Here is a 19,410-nt window from a genome sequence, read left to right on the forward strand (position 1 = left end):
GCTTTACCCAAGCTGACGTCTGCTATGGGCGAATGCGCGCGTTGGTGGGATCGTAGAGCGGCTTGGTCGACACCGAGATCGGGTACAGCTGGCCGCCCACGTTCACCTGGTAGCTGCCCGCGTTGATCCAGTCGATGGTGACGACCGAGTGGTCGGACGCACGTAGATACGCCAGCCCGACGCAGGACCCGGTCGTCTCACCCCACGCCGCGGACGTCACCTGGCCGGCGACCTCGCCGTCACGGATGACCAACTCGCCGCCCCACAGCATGGCGTCGGGCGAGTCCACTTTGAATCCCGCCAGTTTCTTGCGCGGACCTTCGGCCTTGGCCTTCTCGACTGCTTCGCGGCCGAGGAACGCGATATCCGATTTCAGCTTGCACGCGAACAACAAACCGGCCTCGACCGGGTTCTCGCTCGGGGTCAGCTCCCTGCCGAACGCACGGTACCCCTTCTCCAGCCGCAGCGACTCGATCGTGTAGTAGCCACCGCGGCCGGCGCCCGCTTCGATCAAATCTTCGTAGACGCCGACGGCGAACTCAGCGGGAACGTAGAGCTCCCAACCCAATTCGCCGACGTACGTGATCCGGGTGGCCCGCACGGTGGCATAGCCGAGTGAGATCAGTCGGCTGGTGCCGAACGGAAAGCCGTCATCGGAGAGGTCGGCCGACGTCAGCGAGGACAACAGGTCGCGGGACTTCGGCCCCATCACGCCGAACACCGCGTACGCCGAGGTGACGTCGACCAGTGCGGCGTTCGCGCCGTCGGGCAGGTTCTTTTGGATGTGGTCCTTGTCGCGTTCGGTGGTGGCTGCGCTGCTGACGATCAGGTATTCCTCGGCGCCGGTGCGCGTGACCGTGACGTCGGACTCGTAGGTGCCGCGTGCGTTGAGCATTCCGGTGTAGACAGACGTGCCGATGCCGACAGCCATGTCGGCGGTGCACAGCCACTGCAGCGCCGTCTCGGTGTCGCGTCCGACGAGCAGGTACTTCGAGAACGAGGTCTGGTCGAACACCGTGACGCCGGTGCGGGTGGTGGTCTGCTCGGCGGCCGACCATGGCAGCCAGTTCGGTTTGCCCCAGGTGTATTCGATCGCCGGGGTGGCGCCGTCAGGGGCGAAGAAGTTGGCCCGCTCCCAGCCCATCTTGCTGCCGAAGTTCGCGCCCGCGGCTTGCAGCAGGTGATGTACCGGTGACCGGCGGAACGGCCTCGCAGTCGTCATTTCGCGATTGGGCCACGGGATTTCGTAGTGGATGCCGAGCACCTCGGCGACCCGGTCGCGCAGCCACCGGTTGTTGCCGTTGAACGGTGCGAACCGCCGAATGTCGACGCCCGTCAGATCGCTGGTCGCCGCGCCGTTGACGATCCACTCCGCCAACGCACGGCCGGCACCGCCTGCGGTTGCTATCCCGACCGAGTTGAACCCCGCGCCGACGAAGAAGTTGGCGACCTCGGGCGCTTCGCCGAGGATGAACTGGTTGTCGGGGGTGAAGCTCTCCGGTCCGTTGTAGAACTTCTTGATTCCCGTCGCCTCGAGGGCGGGAATCCGCAGCAGCGCGCTGTTCATCAGAACCTCGAAGTGGTCCCAATCCTCGTCAAGGAGTTGGAACTCGAACGGGTAGGGAATCGCGTCGGGCGCCACCCACGGTTTGGCTTGCGGTTCGAAGCCGCCGATGACCAGGCCGCCGACCTCCTCCTTGAAGTACGTGTAGCCGTCCGGGTCACGCAGGATCGGCAGATCGGGGTGCACACCGTCGATGTGCTCACTGACCACGTAGAAGTGTTCGGCCGAATGCAGGGGCACGTTGACGCCTGCCATCGCGCCCGCCTGTTTGGCCCACTGGCCCGCGCAGTTGACGACGATTTCCGCCTCGATGTCGCCGTGCTCGGTGCGGACCCCGGTGACGCGGCCGCCAGCGGCGAGAACGTCTGTGACTCTGACCTTTTCGATGATGCGAGCACCACGCATCCTGGCGCCCTTGGCCAGCGCGAAGGTCAGGTCGGTGGGGTTGGCCTTGCCGTCGCCCGGCAGCCAGATCGCTCCGACGAGATCGTCGACGCGCATCACCGGATAGTGCTCGAGCGCCTGTTCACCGGTGAGCAACTCGCATTCCATGTCGAACGCGGCGGCGTTGGCTGCGGTGCGCCGCAACTGGATCATCCGATCCTCGGTGCGCGCGACCGTCACTCCCCCGCATTGCTTGTAGCCCGCCGAAAGCCCCGTCTCGGCTTCGAGTTCGGCGTAGAGCTGCGTGGAGTACTGCACCAACCGGGTCGCGCTTTCCGACGCCCGCAGTTGACCTACCAGTCCGGCAGCGTGCCATGTTGTGCCGCAGGACAATTGGCCCTGCTCGAGCAGTACGACGTCGATGATGCCGAGCTTGGTCAGGTGGTAGGCGACGCTGGTGCCGATGACGCCGCCGCCGATGATGACGACGTGCGCGCGGTCAGGAACCGAAGGGGTGGCCATGTGATCCTCAGTCTTCTGCGTGGGCGTCTTCGAGCAGGCGGTCGATGTGCGGGCTCTTGAATTCTGCGACGGCGGCCTCATAGCGCTGTATCCCCCAACTCCAGAAGTCGAAGTCGAGTGCGCTGGTGGCACTTTGGATGCAGCCCCACAGTGTCCAGCCGTACCTGCCGACAATGCCCTGCAGGTGGGCCCGCGCGGTCTTGTGCCGCAGCGTGCGGCCGTAGTACGCGGCGACGAGCTCGTCGAGCTGATCGGTGGTCAGTCCGCATTCCGCCCACGTGTTGCCGAGTTCGAAGCACGGATCATTGTTTCCGGAGTATTCGTAGTCGATGATCCACACCCGGTCGCCGTCTTCGATGAAGTTTTCCGCGAGCAGGTCGTTGTTGCACGGGACCGTGGCCTGATCGATGGCCCTCAGCGCGTCGCGGATTCGGCCGAAGGTGTCCCCGTGTTCCAGATAGTCGGAGGGCATCTTGAACCCGTTGTCCAGCACGGTCTTCAGATACGACGGCTGCCGCTCGAACATGTCGAAGCAGTTGCGGAACCGGGGCCCCGAGTGCAGTGCGCGACAACCCGCGGCCACCTTCGTGAGCACCTCCGGACGCTGGAAGTCCGCGTTGGACAACGTCTTCCCGTTCAGGTAACCCAACAGCAGGATGCCGAGGTCGGGACGGTAGTCGATCACGGGGGCGCCGACGCCCGCCCGCTCGGCGGCAACGGAGTTGTGGTACTCGTCGTCGCGGTCGATGGCGAGGAAGTTGTTGGAGGTGTCGACGCACCGGGCGACGTAGACGCCGTCGGGGGTGGTGACCTTGACGTTGCAGTTCGTCAGCCCGCCCGACAGTTCCTGCAGTTGCCGCGGCCGACCGGCCAGCACTCCGATCTCGTCCAGCAGCGCGTCGAGTTGCGCGTCGGTCGAGGGGAACGGCATCGGTTCACTGTAACGCCGACTCGGTTAAAGGTCTAGACTATTGCCATGCCGTCGGCCTCTGAAGTCATCGACACGTGGTTGCGCAGTGACCGGCCCGCGGTGGTGTTCGACTTCAACGGCACGCTCTCCGACGACGAGCACATCCTGTTCGACATCTTCCGCGAGCTGTTTCGGGCCCGCCTCGGCTGGGTGATGACGGCGCAGGAGTACCGCCGCGACCTGCTCGGGCGCAGCGACAGGGAGATCATCGAGCACGCGGTGGCGCTGCACGGAAGCGGCACCGAGGCCGAGGTCACCGAACTGCTGCGGCTGCGGCAGGGCGTGTACAAGCAGAAGGTGGCCGACCACAACCCGATCGGATCGGCCGCGGCCGCTCTGGTGAAACTGTTGGTGGACAACGACATACCCGTTGGCATCGTCACTGGGGCGCAGCGCGACGATGTCGAGGCGGTGCTCGAGGGCAGCCCCACCGGCGAGTGGATCAGCTTCCTGATCGCGGAGGAAGACGTCGCCAACGGCAAACCCCATCCGGAGGGCTTCCTGTCCGCGGCGGCCGAACTCGGCCGCAGCCCCGGCGATGTGCTGGTGTTCGAGGACTCGGTGCCCGGCGTTCGGGCGGCGGTCGCGGCGGGCATGCACTGCATCGCGGTGTGCGCAGCCGATCCCCGACCCGAGTTGACCGCCGCGGCGCCCGCCATCGTCACCGCGCTGTCCCCCGCACTGGTCGAGGCGCCGCTCAGCCGCTGGCGTCGCGGGCAGGCGAACCCGGTTCCACCCGCGACTTGATGCGGATGCGGGCCCGGTCGGAGCGGTGGTAGTCGCGGGAGAATTCGACCGCGACACCGTCGTCGGTGAACGACGTTCTGGTGATCAACAACAACGGGCTGCCCGCTGCGACGCGAAGAATCTCGGCCTGCTGGTCGTTGGCCTGTGTGGCTTCGAGTTCCTCCTCGGCCGAATACGGGGATGCGCCGTAGTCACGCATCGCCGCATACAGCGAGCCGGTGAGGTCAGCGGACAACAGGCCGGGGAAAACGGCGGCGGGTAGATATGCCTCCTCCAGCACGATCGGCTCACCGTTGGCCAGTCGGGCGCGCAGGATCTCGTGCACCTGTGCGCCGCGCGCGAGGCCGAGTGCCTGCCGGACGTCGGTGGTGGGGCGACGGGTCGTCGCGCGCAGCACCCGGGCGCCCGCCTGGACGTGGATCCGGCGCATCTGCTCGGTGAAGCCGGGCAGGCTGGCATGGTCGAACTCGAATCTCGGTGCGGCGACGAAGTTTCCGCCGAACCGGCCACGCCTACGGTCGATGAGCCCCTTGGCTTCGATGGCACTGAGCGCCTGGCGCAACGTCATCCGGCTGACGCCGAGCGCGTTGGCGATCTCCACCTCGGAGGGCAGTTTGTCGCCGGGCGCCAACCGGCGCGACACGATCAGCTTCTCGAGCCAGCCGCCGATCCGGGTATGGGCGGGCTCCCCGGAATCGGCCAAGTCGGGGCGATCCGCGAGCAGCGGATCCGCCATCGTCAACACGCGCATAACCGAAGGCCCTCAGCCGTGCCGGGCGCCGATCCGGTGCAACAGGTCGTGCACGATTTCGTCCTCGAGCCGGTAGCTGACCAGCCGGCCGACTCGCGTCGAGGACACCCACCCCTGCTGTCTCAGCACCCGCAACGCCTGGGACACGGCGTTCTCCGACCGGCCGAGCACCGCCGCGAGGTCGCCGACGCAGATGCCGGGAGCGCGGTGCAGGACCAGCAGTATCTCCAGCCGGTTCGGGTCGGAGAGCAGGTCGAACCGTTGCGCCCAACCGGGGGTGTCGACGTCGGCGAGGGCCGTCGATGCCCGCCGCACCGTCGTCTGATCACCGGAGTGCGTCATTCGTCAAGGCTAATCCCTCGACCGGATCAGACGGCGCAACTACTCAGGGGGCTGGGCTCGACGCTTGTGGTCACCTTGGACCGCCTTGAACGCACCGAGAATCACGCCGTCCTCGACGAGGTGCTGCTGGGTGTCGGCGCCCGCACCGTGAAGGAGGCGGTGCGGTGGGCGGCCGTCGACCCCGACTGACGGTCGTTGTCGGAACCGAACAAAACGCGCGGCCGTCGTTGTCCCCCGCAGGCAAGCCCACCAATCCGGCTCTCCCCACCATGGAATCAAGAGCATGTGCGAAGGGAGTTTTCTGTGGTGGATCGAGGCAAGTCGTGGATCGGGCGGGCGGCACTGGCAGTCGGCCTTGTCGGTGTTCTTCGCGGACTTGCGATGCCGGGCCCGACGACAGGGGCAGCAGTACTGATCGGTCTTGGCGGACTGGCAGCCGTGGTCGCGCTCTGGTCGCTGCTCGCGGTCGATCCGACCTACGACTTCTTGACGCTCGCGGTCACCGGATCCGCGTTGTTCCTCTCGCCATGGGTCGGTGGATTCGTCACAACCGACGTGGCCACCACGGCCTGGGTGGTCGGCGCGTTGATCACCGCGCTCGGCGTGATCGGTTACCTACGACGCGAGCCCATCGACCTGACGGAGACCGCACCCAACGATGCGGCGTCGCGGTACGACGCGCGGTTTCGCTTGGCTCGCTGGTAGGTCGGGATGTCGATGAAGTTCAACAAGGAAGGTTTGTGATGGGTGGCGCCGAGCGCATCGACGGCGGACCGAGATCGGCACTGGTGATCGGCGCGGGCATCGTCGGGTTGTCGACGGCGTGGTTCCTGCAGGAGCGCGGGATCCATGTGACGGTCGTCGACCGCAGCGGAGTGGCGGCGGGCGCGTCGTGGGGCAACGCCGGATGGGTTTCGCCGGCCTTGACGATTCCGTTGAACTCGCCCGCGGTGCTGCGTTACGGACTGCGCGCGCTGTGCGATCCGTCGTCCCCGCTGCACATCCCGCTCACCGCCGATGCGTCACTCGGGGTCTTCTTGATGCAGTTCGCCATGAACTGCAGGCGGTCGTCGTGGCATCGGGCGGTGAGGGCAGGTGTCCCACTCAACGAGGACTGTGTGGAAGCGTTCGACGTCCTCGTCGCCAACGGCGTCGACGCGCCGGTGACCGATGCCCCGATCACCGCGTTGTTCCGCACGACCGACGAAGCCGACCACATGCTGAGAGAGCTTCGTCAGCTCGAGAAGGCAGGCCAGACAATCGATGTCACGGCCCTGTCTGGTGCGGCGCTGCGCGACCAGGTGCCGCTTGCGTCGCGGGCGATCACTGCGGGGTTGAGCATCAACGGGCAACGATTCGTCGACCCCGGCCGGTTCGTGCACGCTCTTGGCCGCGCGGTCGTGAAGCGTGGGGCGGCGATGCGAACGCTTGAAGTCGACCGGGTGTTCAGTTCGGGCAACGGCGTCGCGGCGTATCCGCGCAGCGGCATGCCGTTGACCGCCGACGCCGCGGTGATCGCCACTGGTGCCTGGTTGCCCAGGTTGGCCGGCGGCAGGGTCCGGGTGCCTGTGCAGGCCGGTCGCGGCTATTCGTTCACCGTGCCCGTCGACCGTCCCGTCCTCGGCCCGATCTACCTGCCGGACGTCCGGGTGGCGTGCACGCCGTACCACGGTGCGCTGCGGGTGGCGGGCACCATGGAGTTCCGCGACCCCACCGTGCCGGTGATTCCCGAGCGGGTGGGCGCGATCGTCGCCTCGGCCGGCCCGTTGTTAGACGGCGTGCGGTGGGACGAGCGCAGCGACATCTGGGTGGGTCCGCGGCCGGTCACCCCCGACGGCAGGCCGCTGATCGGTGAGGTGTCGCGCGGGGTTTACGTCGCAGGCGGACACGGCATGTGGGGGCTGGCGCACGGCCCGGTGACCGGACGCCTGCTCGCAGAACAGATTTCCACCGGTAAACAACCCGAGAGCTTGCGCGAGTTCGACCCGCTGCGCCGGGTCGGCCGCTGAGCACGTCGAACCTGGCCCCCACCGCGGGGGCTCGCGAGTCGTCAGGGGCGGAGCTGACGGTATGGCCCGCCCCTGGCGACAACCCTGACTTCGGAAAGGAATCAGCTAGTGACCGCTACACAACGAGTTTGGATTTCACCGCAGGCTTACGAACGCCTGCATCGGGAGCTGGCGACCCTGCGGCAGTTATCGGCAGGGTCCGTCGGCGACGACGCCGACGAGAACGCCGCCGCGGTGAAGCGCAGTTGGCAGTCCCGCATCCAACAGATCCACGATCTGTTGCTCAACGCCGTCGTCGGCGAGGACCCACCGGACGACGGGATCGCCGAGCCCGGCATGGTCGTCACCATCCGCTACGACGACACCGCCGATACCGAGACGTTCCTGCTGGGGGTGCGCGGCGCCGAGTACGGCGATATGGAGGTGTACTCCGTGCAGTCGCCGCTCGGCGCGGCGATCGCGGGCGCCCGGGTCGGTCAGCGGTGTTCGTATACGTTGCCCAGCGGCGTCTCCCTCACGGTCACGTTGCTGCGCGCCGTGCCGTACGGCATTCACAGCGCCGACGTGAGCTGACGTTCCGAGATGACCGCTCTGCAGCGGTGGGGATCGGACGGAGGAGCGGTGCCTACCCGGTCCGATCCTTAAGCCTTGGTTCAGGATTGGCGAAGCACGGCGAATAGGTGCTCTCGCCCATCATCGGTTCCACCGCGATCAGTCGCCGGCCGTCGGAAGTTCGACGACCAGCATCGTACCCGATGCCGAGCTGGTCACCGTCATGGTCCCGTTCAGCGCCTCGACGCGATCGCGGAGGCCGAGAAGTCCTGAGCCTCGGGACAAATCGGCTCCGCCGATGCCATCGTCTGATACCGCGGCGCGAATGACTCCATCGGCCTCGACCACCTCGACGGCGGCGCGCGCAGCCTGAGCGTGTTTGGCGACGTTGGTCAACGCTTCAGCGACCACGTAATAGACGGCGATCTCTATTTGCTCCGCAGGACGCTCGGCAATCTGCACGGCGACGTCCACGGGGAGCGGAGCGCGGTCTCCGAGCGTCCGCAACGCCGACGCCAGGCCCGCTCGTGACAGCGCGACGGGGTGGAGACCGCGGGATAGTTCACGAATCTCGTTGAGGACGTCTTCGAGCCCGGACGCCACATCGCGGAACAAGTCTGTGAGCTCTGGTGGGACCTCGGCTTCGTGCGAGCGCATCTTGAGGGCCAGGGCCACCAGCCGTTGCTGTGCACCGTCGTGAAGGTCGCGCTCGATCCGACGCCTACTCGCATCTCCTGCAGCGACGACGCGCGCCCGGGATTCGATCAGGGCATCGCGCGTCTGAGCGTTCACGATAGCTGCGGCGACCAACTCGGTGATCTGGGACAGCCGTTCCATCGTCTCCGTTGGGATTTCACGGTGTTGTGTCCAACAGGCGAACATCGCACCCCAGAGCCGGCCGTCCACGAGGATCGGCGTCCCCACTGCGCTTCGCAGCCCGTGTCGGTGGGCGAACCCCGCGATCGGCCCGCTCGCGTTGGCGTAGCTCATCCACTCCGGCCTGCCGCTATCCCTGATCTTCGTCGCCAGGTTCTCGCCTCCCAACTTCAGCCGATCCTTCAGCAGCGACGGCGCCTGCACGCTTCCGCCAGCAGCCAGGTAGGTGAATGATGTGTCGAGTTCGTAGCGGCCTATCAGTGTCAAGTCAGCGCCTAGCAAGTCCGCAATCTCGGCCGCAACGGTGATGAATACCTCGCCCGGGGCGGCACCATGCGCCACGACGGTCGCGACCTTGCGCAACGCGGCCTGCTCCACTCGTCGCACACTGTCCGTGATGTCGCGGGCCGCGGCGGCGATGAGACCGTTTCCGTCGGCCTCAGGGCGGCAGTTCCACTGCAGCCAACGAACGGAACCGTCCCGACAGATGCAGCGATTCTCGAACTGGCGCAATTCATCACCGCCCGCAAGCACCACGAACGCAGCACGTGTACGCTCCACGTCGTCGGGGTGGACGAAATCGAGCATCGGGCGCGCGAGAAAATCTTCCATCCTGTGGCCCAAGGTTCGCTCGAATGCCGGATTCACCAATCTGAAGTAGCCATCGATACCAAGGCACAACAGATCTGGCGAAAGCTCGAACAGGCTAACCAACCAGGGCGAACTGGCCTCCGGCGAATGAACGTCGGGGCGTTGCGACTCACCCACATCTTGGTTAACGCTGAAGTGGCCTGGAATCCATTCACCTGAACGAACAACTCCGCAGACCGTCGAGATTGCGCCTTCAAGCGCGTATCTCGGTACGTTGATCGTCTCCATGATCCCGAAACAACGGGCATGGCACAGGTCACAAAGGGTGTCAAAGCGGGTGCCCAGCGATTCTCAACGACTATGACCGCACGATCGAACATCGAAGTCGTCATTGTGCGTGGAGCTTTCGGCTTCGTTTGAGGGCACGTTCTTGCCCATCGGCGCAAGGACCTGCCCATTCGGGAATGCGTCCGCCGATATTCAACCAGTGAAAGACCGACCCACCTCATAACGGACGCCCATGAGGTACTGGCGGTTTGCAATTGCAAGGCATTCGCCTGCGCCGCCCATCGCGGCTACCGCCCTCGGTCCTCCAGCGAATCTTCGACGCGACAAGCGGCCCGGAGAATCACTGCGGCGTATCGCGAGTTGTGTTACAGCACAAGCAATTCCAACCACACACGTGGAGCACGGTCACAGGCCTGCAACGATCAGGGCAGTCCTCGCAGGCTAAGACTGGCGACCATCTCGCCTGCGACTGCCCATGCAGGACAGTATTTGCGATCTGCTGATCCGGATGCGTGGCCATTCCAGCCCTGGCAATGATCTTGCCACCTATTCAACGATCCGATCGGGCTTACCGGGGCCGACCAATGGCCTGATCCCGCGGGACCGGTTCAGCTAGCCGCAATCATTCTGGGAGACTCGGCGTTAGACAGATAGGGAGCTGCCGCGAATGTGCGAGCGCTCTCGCCCCTGGCCGCGCTGACGAATCCAGCGGATTGTGTCTACTTCCCGTCCACGCGATTCGGAGTCTTCAAATGACTGCTGACAGAATCGGACACAGCCTCGTGGAATGTATCCCCAATAGAGTTATGGGCCAGACTTTTCCGGAAATCCGTAACCGCATACACGACCCCGACACGATGGCCGGACACCACTCTGGCCTTGGCGAGCCGACGGTCGGTGCCTTCTGGTATGCGCTAGGTGATCATGCGAAGTCGTTCAGGTCGTATCCCTGGTCCCTGGCCACTTCGGCCAGGAGGGTGTACAGCCGGTGCCGCCCCCGACGCACCCGCGACATCACGGTTCCGATCGGGGCATTGGTCAGCGCCGCGATCTCGCGAAACCGACGGCCCTCGACGTCAGCGTAATAGACTGCGATGCGCAGCTTTTCAGGCAGCTGGGTCATCGCTTCCGAAACATCGTTGTCTGCCATGAGGTTCAGTACCTGATCCTCGGCGGAGTGCAGCCCGGTTGACGAGTGCCGGGCCTCTGCGAGCACCTGGGCGTCCGTGAAGTCGTCGGTCAGCCACTGCGTTGGTCGCCGCTGTTGTTTGCGGTGAGCGCTGATGTGAGTGTTGCGCAGAATCTGGTGCAGCCAGCCGCCAAGGTTGCTTCCGTCGCGAACTCCGTGAAACCCGGCGAAGGCCTTGAGCGCGGTCTCCTGGAGCAAGTCTTCGGCATCAGCGCGGCTATGGGTCATTCGCACGGCCCGTGGGTATAAGCCGTCGAGCAACGGGATGGCGTCACGGGTGAAGCGTGCGGCCAGCTCTTTATCGCCGCCGGGCTCGAATTCCGGTAATGCGGTGCCATTGTGCATGCAGCTCTCCTGAATCTCGTTGTAGGCCTGTATCTCCCGTGACTTTCCCGGGGCCCTTCTCCATGGCTGCGTGATCGTCGGTGCTGGAACCCCGTGCCGGAGCGGGTGGAAAACGTCTCCCAAGGCCACCGCCACCGCGGTGGCGGCCAGACCAATCGTCACGACGACTCGACTTAGCCAGCAGACGTCGGCGCTGGTTTAGATCTTTCGCCCGGTCGCGGTTTCTGCCCCGAGTCTCTTCCACGTTGGTGTAGGGCATCGATGGATCCCCCGGTCGGATCCCACCGCGTTGAAGGACACTGCAGGATTGGGCTTGGTGTCGACGACAGACCGATATGTCGTCGCTGCGGCCAGTCCGTTTCGGTCGCGGAAAACCGGTTGGTCCTCCCGTATCACCGGTACGCCTGGCGCGCCCATTAGGGCCAGAGCCGCCGTCATCCAGATCGAAATAACGGGAGGCTGCCACCACCGGACGAGCGGATTGATTCGGCTTCACGGGCCCGAAGTCGTTGAGACTCATGACTTGATACTGCGGCAGCCGTCGGGGACTATCCAGGACGCATGTTTCCTGGCTGTTCGACGGCCAGGATCAGCTATCGGCTAGGCGCCTGAGACCGGCTTCGGAGGCGGATCCAGGTTCAGCCCAGTAAGCGACGAACCAATGGCCGGTCTTCGGCAACAGCATCTGCTGGTAATTGAGGTCGAGGGGTCCTACTTGCGGGTGATTGATCAGCATCACTCCGAGAGCTTCCTGAGTGACACCGTGGCGCGCCCAAAGCAGTCGAAACTGCGGGCTTCGCTCCGCCAACTCGTCGATCAGGGCAGTTAACGCCGGATCGGAATGTTGGCCGAGTAAGGCACGGATGAACGAAACCGTCCACGCAGTGAGCTTCTCCCAGTTGCGATAAAAGCTTCGCATCTGTGGGTCGAAAAACAACGCGCGCACGACGTTGTCCCCGACTCCGAGATGCGGATACAGAGCCGCCGCAAGTTTATTCGTACTCACCACGGTCAGACCGGGATCAAACACATGCGCGGCCGCCGTCGACCAGCCATCAAGTAGGGCATCGATCGCAGGATGCGGCTGTTGCAACCGTGCAATACGATCCGCATTCGACGGATAACGCATCAGGTTTCGCATGTACCTCACTGCGTCGTCATCGAGTCGCAACGCCCGGCCGATGGCGTCAATCACCTGATCCGACGGATTGTCTTCTCGCCCCTGCTCAAGGCGCAAGTAGTAGTCGGTGCTGATACCGGCCAGCACTGCCACTTCTTCTCTACGCAACCCGGCAACCCTGCGGCGACCCCCCGCAGGCAGACCGACATCGGCAGGTTGGACCAGGTTCCGGCGAGCACGCAAGAACTGGGCGAGCGTGATTTCGCCTAGCGAATGTTCCTCGGACCCTTGTCCATTGGACGATTGCGAAGAGTCCACCGAAGTGATTATTCGCGAGGTTTCGGTCATGGCAATAGGCCCCCTTGCGGTGATGGGTTGCGATGAGTGAAGGGCACGGTGTCTGTCGAACACGACGTCACAGTCATGCCGGTTCCGGATCGGCCTGTGAAAGCGGCGTCGCCGACGACTCCCTCTGGCCATCTTGGCAACGGCCACGTCGGAGGCTGATGACGAACCACGCATTCCTGCGGCCCCGCCAACGCCGCCTCGTCCCGCCAGCCCTGCATTGCTCCGGTTTGTTTCAACTGACTCAACAGTGGTCTCTGAGCCGCTCGGAGATCCTCGCATCGAGTCGAGTTCCCAGCCGTTGTCGGCGATACCGGTTGTTTCCGCCCCGGGCCAACCGGCTGAACATGCGCTGAGGTTGAGCCCAGGCTGGCGGTCCTGGTAGCCGCAGTATCGGAGCCCAAGAGGCTCGAATACGACATGGCGGATGACCGGAAGACACCATGCAGCAGTCCTGCGGCATTAGACGTCAAGACGGTTGGTGACGCCGGCGAGGCGAGAACTTGTAGTGCCTGGGGCACCACAGAGACCGTGTGCTGACCAGTCAGTGAGACGGTACCGGTATTGGTGGCGGTTGCCGGTTGTGTGCGCGACGCGACGGCCTGGCCTGCGAGCCCACTGGCATTGGCGGTTTGCTGTGGTGGCGAGAACAGCGCTGGGGGCGCCGAACTGCTGGCGTAGCCATTCATGGCAGCGGTGTCCTCGATGCACATCTCGCCGTAGTGGACTCCGATTGGCGCAATCCCGGTCGCGAAATACGCTTCTGCACTGAGCTTTTGGTGGACTCGCTCCGATGCCGTATCAGCGGGTTCATATCTCACGGTATCCGCTCCTGAGGGGCCGATGGGCTTCCGGTCGGGAGAAGGAACGACGCGGGCGGTTATGCGGCTTCGTCCCTCGCGCTGTCAATGGACCGGGTCCAGAATGCGCTGCTCCGTCAACCAGAAAAAGGACCAATGTCGGATCGCTGTGATCGTTGCCGCCGATTAATCCGCGCCATTCACCCCAGAGCGTGGGTAAAATTTGCTGGTGGAGCTGCGACAGCTTGAGGCCTTCGTTGTGGTGGCTACTGAGTTGCACTTCGGTCGTGCTGCCCAGAAGCTATACATCGGGCAGCCGACGCTGAGCGATTTGATCCGGCGTTTAGAGCGCGAGTTGGACACGCCACTGCTAACGCGCAACACGCGCCGGGTCGCCCTTACCCCCGCAGGCGCCGAGTTGCTCAACCGTGCCAAAGTCGTTCTTGACGAGGTCGAGTCTGCTGCCGCCGCGGTTCATCGATTGGCCCGGGGCGACGCTGGTACCGTGCACGTGGGTTGCACGCCTCCGGTCCAGGGAGTTCTCGCACCTCACCTCGCTGCGGCCCTCCATGCCGAGGCGCCCGAAGTCGACCTCGTCGTCCAGCGGATGTGGTTGACCGACCTCAAGCGTGCTGTCGTTGAGGGCACTGTCGATGTCGCGATCACCTGTGGTCTGGTGGCGAATCCCCCGGGGATCGTTGGAGAAGTGTTCTGCGGAGAGCTTCTGCTGGTCGGATTAAGGCTCACTCATCGCCTTGCTATCCGCGATGCGGTAGCTCTGAAGGACTTAGAGGGTGAGACGCTCGGCGTTCACAGTGACGCACTATTCCCGGCGTGGGCATTAGCCGAAAGGCAAGCCCTGGATGTCGCCGGGGTGTCGCCACCCACTGTCGAACTCGTAGATTCCGATCTATCGGCATGTCATTGGACCGCGCAGCCTGAGGTTGATTGGGTCCTTACAACGGCATCTATTGCGAGTGCCGAGATGACGGCCTCCGTCCGGCCTGTGGTGCCGACTCAGCTGGTGCCATATATGTTGCAGTGGAATCCTGACCGAGCCTCGACCGCTGCTGTAGGCCGTTTTGTGCACTTCGCGCTTACCGCCGATGTGCCCAAGGACTGGGTCGCCCATTCTGACCTGTCACAGCACCACGAACCACGTACCCGCTGAAAACGACTTCAAAGCTGCAACGGATTCAAGGGCGTGGTGCGCGCCCAGTCGGTCTTCTCTGACATAAAGCGTCATCGCGGGAGTCCCCTGTGGTGAAAACGACGCGGCACAGGTCGCAGTGGACTTTCGACTGCTGTGGCAGCGGAGATCATTACTCGTCGGTGTGTGGGTAGGTGCGGCAATGACAGGAGTATCGCGGCCTATCGGAAACGCCGACACTGACGCCACGCTGGGAAATGAAGACTGAAATCCGGGATAGGCGGGAGCGCGATGATCAACGCGCGTGTGGGCCGAGTGGCGTCAAGCGTTCGACAAACTGAGCTTCCCGGGAGGTGCCTGTGTTCAATGCGTTGAAACGTCACCATGTTGACGCCCAAAGATGGACTGACGCAGCCATACCAGATCAAAGCGGGCGCATCGCTGTCGTGACTGGCAGCAACACCGGACTCGGCTATGAAACCGCGAAAGCCCTAGCCGGCCGGAGTGCGCATGTAGTCCTAGCAGTGCGTGACGTTGACAAGGGACGGTTAGCGGTACGCAGGATATCTGAGAATAATCCCCGCGCTGATCTCAGGGTGCAGAGAGTTGATCTGGCCGACCTAAACTCGGTGCGGGCAGCGGCCGAAGAACTGAAGAAGTTGTATCCGCAAATTCATCTGCTGATCAATAATGCGGGTGTTTGTTGGACCCCGTACATGACTACTGCGGACGGCTATGAACTCCAGTTCGGCACCAATCATCTTGGCCATTTCGCACTCACCGGTCTGCTGTTGGCTCACCTGATTTCGGTACATGGTTCCCGAGTGGTCACAGTGAGCAGCAAAAGCCACACCTATCTCGCACCAATGCACTTCGATGACCCGAAATGGCAGTTCACCCGTTACAACAGGTTCAGTGCGTACGGACAGTCAAAACTTGCCAACCTGATGTTCACGTACGAGCTCAACCGCAGGTTGGCTGCTGCGCAATCGCCGACAATCGCTGTGGCCGCCCACCCAGGGGCCGCAGGTAATACGGACCTTGGTCGCTTCATCCCATTAGTGTCGACCGCATCCGCGGCCCTCGGGCCGTATCTGTTTCCGAAAGGCGCTGTTTTCGGCGCGCGGCCGACGCTACGGGCAGCGACCGATCCGGCCGTGCGGGGCGGCGAATACTACGGCCCCGACGGGTTCGCGGGTCTTCGAGGAAACACGGCCAGTATCCAATCAAGCGGTCGCTCACACTGTGCAGAAGCGCAACAGTGGCTGTGGAGTGTGTCGTCGCGCCTTACCGGCGTGGTCTACCCGATATGACCGCGCGTCACCCATGCTGAAGGTCGCGTTGAGGTTTGCTTGACAGTTCTCTGCAACCTAACGTGTCGCCTTAGCGATCGTCTCCCAGACGTCCATGGCCTCGACGATCTCCTGGGTGCCAACTCGAACCTGTGGGCCGTAGCGGAAAATGAGGCCGGTAACGCCGGAGTCCATCCACAATTGCAGACGCTTGGCGATCCGCGTGGGAGGGCCGATCAGGAACGCCGTGTCGACGTAGTCGTCGGGGACGGCGGCGAGCGCCTCTTCGCGGCGTCCCGCTGAGACAAGTTCGGCGAGCCGGTCGCATAGGCCGATGAATCCAAGCGCCTCGGTCTGCATCCGCATGTTCTGCGACCACTCCACTACGTAGGGCCGGAAGAGATCCATACCGCCCGCTACATCGTCCGAGACTACGAAGTCGACGATCGCCCAGACGTCAAAGTCCTCGCGCATCTTTCCGTCCGTGCGGCGCGCGAAGCCGCTGTCGAGCAGCGGCTTAAAGGTCGGCATCATCCCTGGGGCAAAGCCCCACGGAAACCACCCGTCGGCGATTTCCGCGGTCAGCTCGAGCATCTGGGGGCCGACCGCGGCGAGATGTATCTCTGGCTCGAAGCCGGATTCGACCGACATCGACCAGGGCTCCACGCCGAACGCACCCCCACCGCTGTACGGGATACTGATCTCCGAGCTCTGGCAGCGCACGGGGTTAGCGAGCCGAGCACGCGACTGCTCCCAGTAGAGCTCGGTACTTTCGATCACGTTGCCAGCGTTGTCATGTGCGCCTTGGCCCGCAAAAGCCTGCCGCAGAACGCCGACGTAGTCACGCATCCGGCGTACCGGTCTGCCCCATGGCCGCCCGTGCCAGCCCTCGGCGATACTCGGAAACCCGTTGCCTACACCAGCTATCACGCGACCGCCGCCCGCCATCGCATCGATCGTTGTGAGGCCTTGTGCAAGGACAGTCGCAGGGCGCGCAGTACTGGTTGCAACGTGTGTGCCGAGCCTGATCTTCGACGTGTGGGCAGCGATGTACGCCAGCGGCGTCAACGCATCCGAACCCGCGCCTTCGGCGGTGAAGACCGCATCGAATCCGAGTTGCTCGCAGTGCTTCACGCGCTCCAGCGGGACGGTGAAGCGGCGGTTCTGCCAGGGCACCTCGCAAGCGATTTTCAGCACAACTTTCCACTCCTCGTAGGGTCGACTGACGAATTTTCTGCCGAAGGACTTCTCGAAGTAACGGGTACGTATGTATGGAGTTCGTCATGTGCGCAAACGTCGCCCGTGTCAACTGGTTCTAAGCCACGAGGCGAGACCGCCGCTGGCTCCAGGAACGCTGAAATCGACGACAGCAAAGGCGAATTGGACGTCCACATATCGTGACTTCACCACACGCACTGCCGCCTCGTGCCGAAACACTGATGGGACAACACGTACGGGAAACTATAAGAATGGCAGCACAAACCGGAAACTACGAAGGTCACCTCATGCAGGGCACGTGTTGTATCGCGCAGTAATGACAGGCCCATTGATGTTAGGCCCATTTGGACACACCGAAGCTGGGTCGTTCGATGCGATCAACGCTAGTCATTTTGTTCCCCTACTTGCGTCTGGGATCGGTAGGCGGGTGTTGGACCCTCGATTCGATTAGCTCACAGATGCGAACAGTGATGTGTGCCAACCTGTTTGATATCAGAACCATGAAGCATAACTGTACGGTCGCCAGTCCGAGACGTAGGCCGGCGGCGAGGGTGATCCACATTAGGGCCGGTGCTGCGAGGGGTACGATGAGTCCTAGCATTCGTATTGCGTCGCAGATTACTTCGCTTGTTCTTGTCTTCATGTCACGAGAGCCGAACGGCAGGTGTATCCAGTCCGCCATTGGCGCGCTGCATCGATACCGCACGATGCCGAGCCTTGTCCGATGCGATTCGTTCGAACCGGTTAAGCAGCCGGCCCATCACGATCTCGCCCTCAAGGCGCGCCAACGGTGCTCCAAGGCAGTGGTGAATAAGAAGCCGCCGATGCAGGACGTGGGGGTCTTGAACGAATGCCCTGCCAAGCTGGGGCAGGTTCGCCATCTGAGCAAGCTCTTGGATGGCTAATGGGCTGAGACACATACCCCGAATGCTGCGGTGTCAAATTGCAAGTATCCAGGACGCATATATCCTGGCATCAGGACAGCCAGGTTAGCGGCGGCGGCAGCAAGGCGGCCAGCGCAACCGCGGAGCGAAATCCAGTTGCTCCCAGGAGAAGACACATCATCGGCAGAGTCTCCTGCAGCATCACTAGCAACCCAGCTCCAGAGAAGAGTGAACGACCTGGGATTAATCGGTTGCGACGATCACAGCGATCCGACATCGGATCTTTATCCAACCGGCGCAACACCTCAGTCTGTACCTAGTCCATCGGCAGTACAACAAAGGAAGCCTCATAAACGCCTCCATGGTTCGTCCTAACCGGAAGCCCATCACCCCTGGGAGCCATACTATGAAATACCAGCCCGCCGACACCGCAATCGTTGTCATCGACCCTCAGAACGATGTCCTATCCCCTGCGGGCCGAAACTGGGATGTGGTGCGCGAAAGCGTGACCGAGAACAAGACAGTAGAGAACCTCGTCCAAATCTTCACAGCCGCCGCGGCGAGCGGCTATGCCGTGTTTATCTCTCCGCACTACTTCTACCCGACCGACCGCCGTTGGTTATTCAATGGGCCGCTGGAGGCAGACGAACTTCGCACCAGTACATTCGCACGCGTTGGCCCGTTGAGCCTTGAGGGCTTCGCCGGTTCTGGTGCTGATTGGCTCGAGCAGTTGAAGCCGTTCATCGAGGACTCAGCGACCGTCGTGGCCAGCCCTCACAAAGTCTGGGGACCGCAGACCAACGACTTGGTCTTGCAACTGCGCAAGCGGCGGATCACCAAGGTGGTTCTCTGCGGCATGCTCGCGAACATCTGTGTCGAGTCGCACTTGCGGGACTTGCTTGAACAAGGGTTCGAGGTGGCCGTGGTGCGTGATGCGACTGCTGGCCCCCGGCATCCGACCCGCGGAGACGGCTACCGGGCCGCCCTGGTCAATTACACATTCCTCGCACATGCAGTTCCGTCGACGGCTGAGACGGTCGCGGCCATGGCCTCCGGATGAACGACGATCATCATCTCACATTCGGGTCGGGGACATATTGCTGCGTAGCCAAGCAGCTTGCCCGGTCAGGCTTTCCGCATATTGTCAACGGCGCTGCAGACTAGGACTAGCTACGGCTCGCCGAGACATTCCGTGCACCACTGTGCGCCTCTAACTTCGTCACCGAGCCGGACTCCATGCGGATGCTATTCAAGCCCACTGCCGCCGTTCACACCGCCTTGAAGATGTGAAAGTGCCGCCCTGCCGACCGTTTCGCATCCTTCGTGCAGATGGGCCGCAACGAGGAGAGGCCGCCTTCTACGGCCCGTCGAGCTTATCCGCCATGTGCTTCGACTAGTGAGCTGAGCCGCACTGGGGCCCCTGCATCCGCCGGCAGCAACAAACCTGGGTGCCCCGCGGCCAGGAATGGCG

At 63.4% G+C, this 19,410-nt stretch carries 17 protein-coding genes; 8 read left to right on the top strand and 9 right to left on the bottom strand.

Annotated features, from left to right (window positions below):
• Positions 1-22: 22 nt before the first annotated feature.
• Both A5724_RS08850 and A5724_RS08855 read right to left on the bottom strand, forming a co-directional pair.
• Complete coding sequence (locus A5724_RS08850; RefSeq protein ID WP_067799441.1) at positions 23-2,470, bottom strand: FAD-dependent oxidoreductase; 2,448 nt, start codon at positions 2,468-2,470, stop codon at positions 23-25.
• A gap of 7 nt (positions 2,471-2,477) precedes the next feature.
• Positions 2,478-3,401 (bottom strand): choline/ethanolamine kinase family protein, encoded by a 924-nt coding sequence (locus A5724_RS08855; protein WP_067799444.1) that lies wholly within the window; start codon positions 3,399-3,401, stop codon positions 2,478-2,480.
• Positions 3,402-3,446: 45 nt separating this feature from the next.
• On the opposite strand from A5724_RS08855, the gene A5724_RS08860 reads away from it, so the two are divergent.
• A complete protein-coding gene (locus A5724_RS08860; protein WP_067799447.1) occupies positions 3,447-4,187 on the top strand; it encodes an HAD family phosphatase in 741 nt (246 codons plus the stop codon).
• On the opposite strand, the gene A5724_RS08865 is transcribed toward A5724_RS08860, so the two are convergent.
• Complete coding sequence (locus A5724_RS08865) at positions 4,138-4,938, bottom strand: GntR family transcriptional regulator (protein WP_067799449.1); 801 nt, start codon at positions 4,936-4,938, stop codon at positions 4,138-4,140. The genes A5724_RS08860 and A5724_RS08865 overlap by 50 nt on opposite strands.
• Positions 4,939-4,950: 12 nt before the next feature.
• Complete coding sequence (locus A5724_RS08870) at positions 4,951-5,280, bottom strand: metalloregulator ArsR/SmtB family transcription factor (RefSeq protein ID WP_067799450.1); 330 nt, start codon at positions 5,278-5,280, stop codon at positions 4,951-4,953.
• A gap of 66 nt (positions 5,281-5,346) precedes the next feature.
• Between A5724_RS08870 and A5724_RS34910 the strand changes: the two genes are divergently transcribed.
• The 4 genes from A5724_RS34910 to A5724_RS08885 all read left to right on the top strand — a co-directional run bounded on the left by A5724_RS34910 (position 5,347) and on the right by A5724_RS08885 (position 7,862).
• Positions 5,347-5,469 carry a hypothetical protein gene (locus tag A5724_RS34910; RefSeq protein ID WP_255397219.1) on the top strand — a complete coding sequence of 41 codons (123 nt, stop codon included), beginning with the start codon at positions 5,347-5,349 and terminating at the stop codon, positions 5,467-5,469.
• Positions 5,470-5,583: 114 nt separating this feature from the next.
• Positions 5,584-5,985, top strand: coding sequence for an SPW repeat protein (locus A5724_RS08875; protein WP_156752199.1), 402 nt, complete (start codon positions 5,584-5,586; stop codon positions 5,983-5,985).
• A gap of 38 nt (positions 5,986-6,023) precedes the next feature.
• Entirely contained in the window at positions 6,024-7,289 is a 1,266-nt protein-coding gene (locus tag A5724_RS08880) for an FAD-binding oxidoreductase (protein WP_067799459.1), read from the top strand.
• A 108-nt stretch (positions 7,290-7,397) separates the two neighbouring features.
• On the top strand, positions 7,398-7,862 hold the full coding sequence (locus A5724_RS08885; protein ID WP_067799461.1) for a GreA/GreB family elongation factor: 465 nt from the start codon (positions 7,398-7,400) through the stop codon (positions 7,860-7,862).
• A gap of 138 nt (positions 7,863-8,000) precedes the next feature.
• On the opposite strand, the gene A5724_RS08890 is transcribed toward A5724_RS08885, so the two are convergent.
• From A5724_RS08890 to A5724_RS08900, 3 genes are all read right to left on the bottom strand, one after another.
• The gene (locus A5724_RS08890; protein ID WP_082964924.1) at positions 8,001-9,596 is read right to left on the bottom strand and encodes a PAS domain-containing protein; all 1,596 of its coding nucleotides are present in this window, start codon (positions 9,594-9,596) and stop codon (positions 8,001-8,003) included.
• 922 nt (positions 9,597-10,518) lie between these two features.
• Positions 10,519-11,265, bottom strand: a complete 747-nt coding sequence (locus A5724_RS08895) for a sigma-70 family RNA polymerase sigma factor (RefSeq protein WP_304528350.1) — start codon at positions 11,263-11,265, stop codon at positions 10,519-10,521.
• Positions 11,266-11,719: 454 nt separating this feature from the next.
• Complete coding sequence (locus tag A5724_RS08900; RefSeq protein WP_082964925.1) at positions 11,720-12,598, bottom strand: helix-turn-helix transcriptional regulator; 879 nt, start codon at positions 12,596-12,598, stop codon at positions 11,720-11,722.
• Between the two features lie 1,026 nt (positions 12,599-13,624).
• Between A5724_RS08900 and A5724_RS08905 the strand changes: the two genes are divergently transcribed.
• Together A5724_RS08905 and A5724_RS08910 are read left to right on the top strand one after the other, a co-directional pair.
• The gene (locus A5724_RS08905) at positions 13,625-14,566 is read left to right on the top strand and encodes a LysR family transcriptional regulator (RefSeq protein ID WP_067799467.1); all 942 of its coding nucleotides are present in this window, start codon (positions 13,625-13,627) and stop codon (positions 14,564-14,566) included.
• Positions 14,567-14,916: 350 nt separating this feature from the next.
• Complete coding sequence (locus A5724_RS08910) at positions 14,917-15,858, top strand: oxidoreductase (protein ID WP_197518596.1); 942 nt, start codon at positions 14,917-14,919, stop codon at positions 15,856-15,858.
• 57 nt (positions 15,859-15,915) lie between these two features.
• On the opposite strand, the gene A5724_RS08915 is transcribed toward A5724_RS08910, so the two are convergent.
• Together A5724_RS08915 and A5724_RS33655 are read right to left on the bottom strand one after the other, a co-directional pair.
• The gene (locus tag A5724_RS08915; RefSeq protein WP_067799471.1) at positions 15,916-17,034 is read right to left on the bottom strand and encodes an LLM class flavin-dependent oxidoreductase; all 1,119 of its coding nucleotides are present in this window, start codon (positions 17,032-17,034) and stop codon (positions 15,916-15,918) included.
• A 665-nt stretch (positions 17,035-17,699) separates the two neighbouring features.
• A complete protein-coding gene (locus A5724_RS33655; RefSeq protein ID WP_156752201.1) occupies positions 17,700-17,936 on the bottom strand; it encodes a hypothetical protein in 237 nt (78 codons plus the stop codon).
• A 409-nt stretch (positions 17,937-18,345) separates the two neighbouring features.
• On the opposite strand from A5724_RS33655, the gene A5724_RS08925 reads away from it, so the two are divergent.
• Positions 18,346-18,999: a cysteine hydrolase gene (locus A5724_RS08925; protein WP_067799475.1), complete on the top strand. Its 654-nt coding sequence runs from the start codon at positions 18,346-18,348 to the stop codon at positions 18,997-18,999.
• Positions 19,000-19,410: the final 411 nt, after the last annotated feature.

Origin of the sequence: Mycobacterium sp. ACS1612 (assembly GCF_001667505.1) — a bacterium.
Classification (GTDB): Bacteria; Actinomycetota; Actinomycetes; order Mycobacteriales; family Mycobacteriaceae; genus Mycobacterium.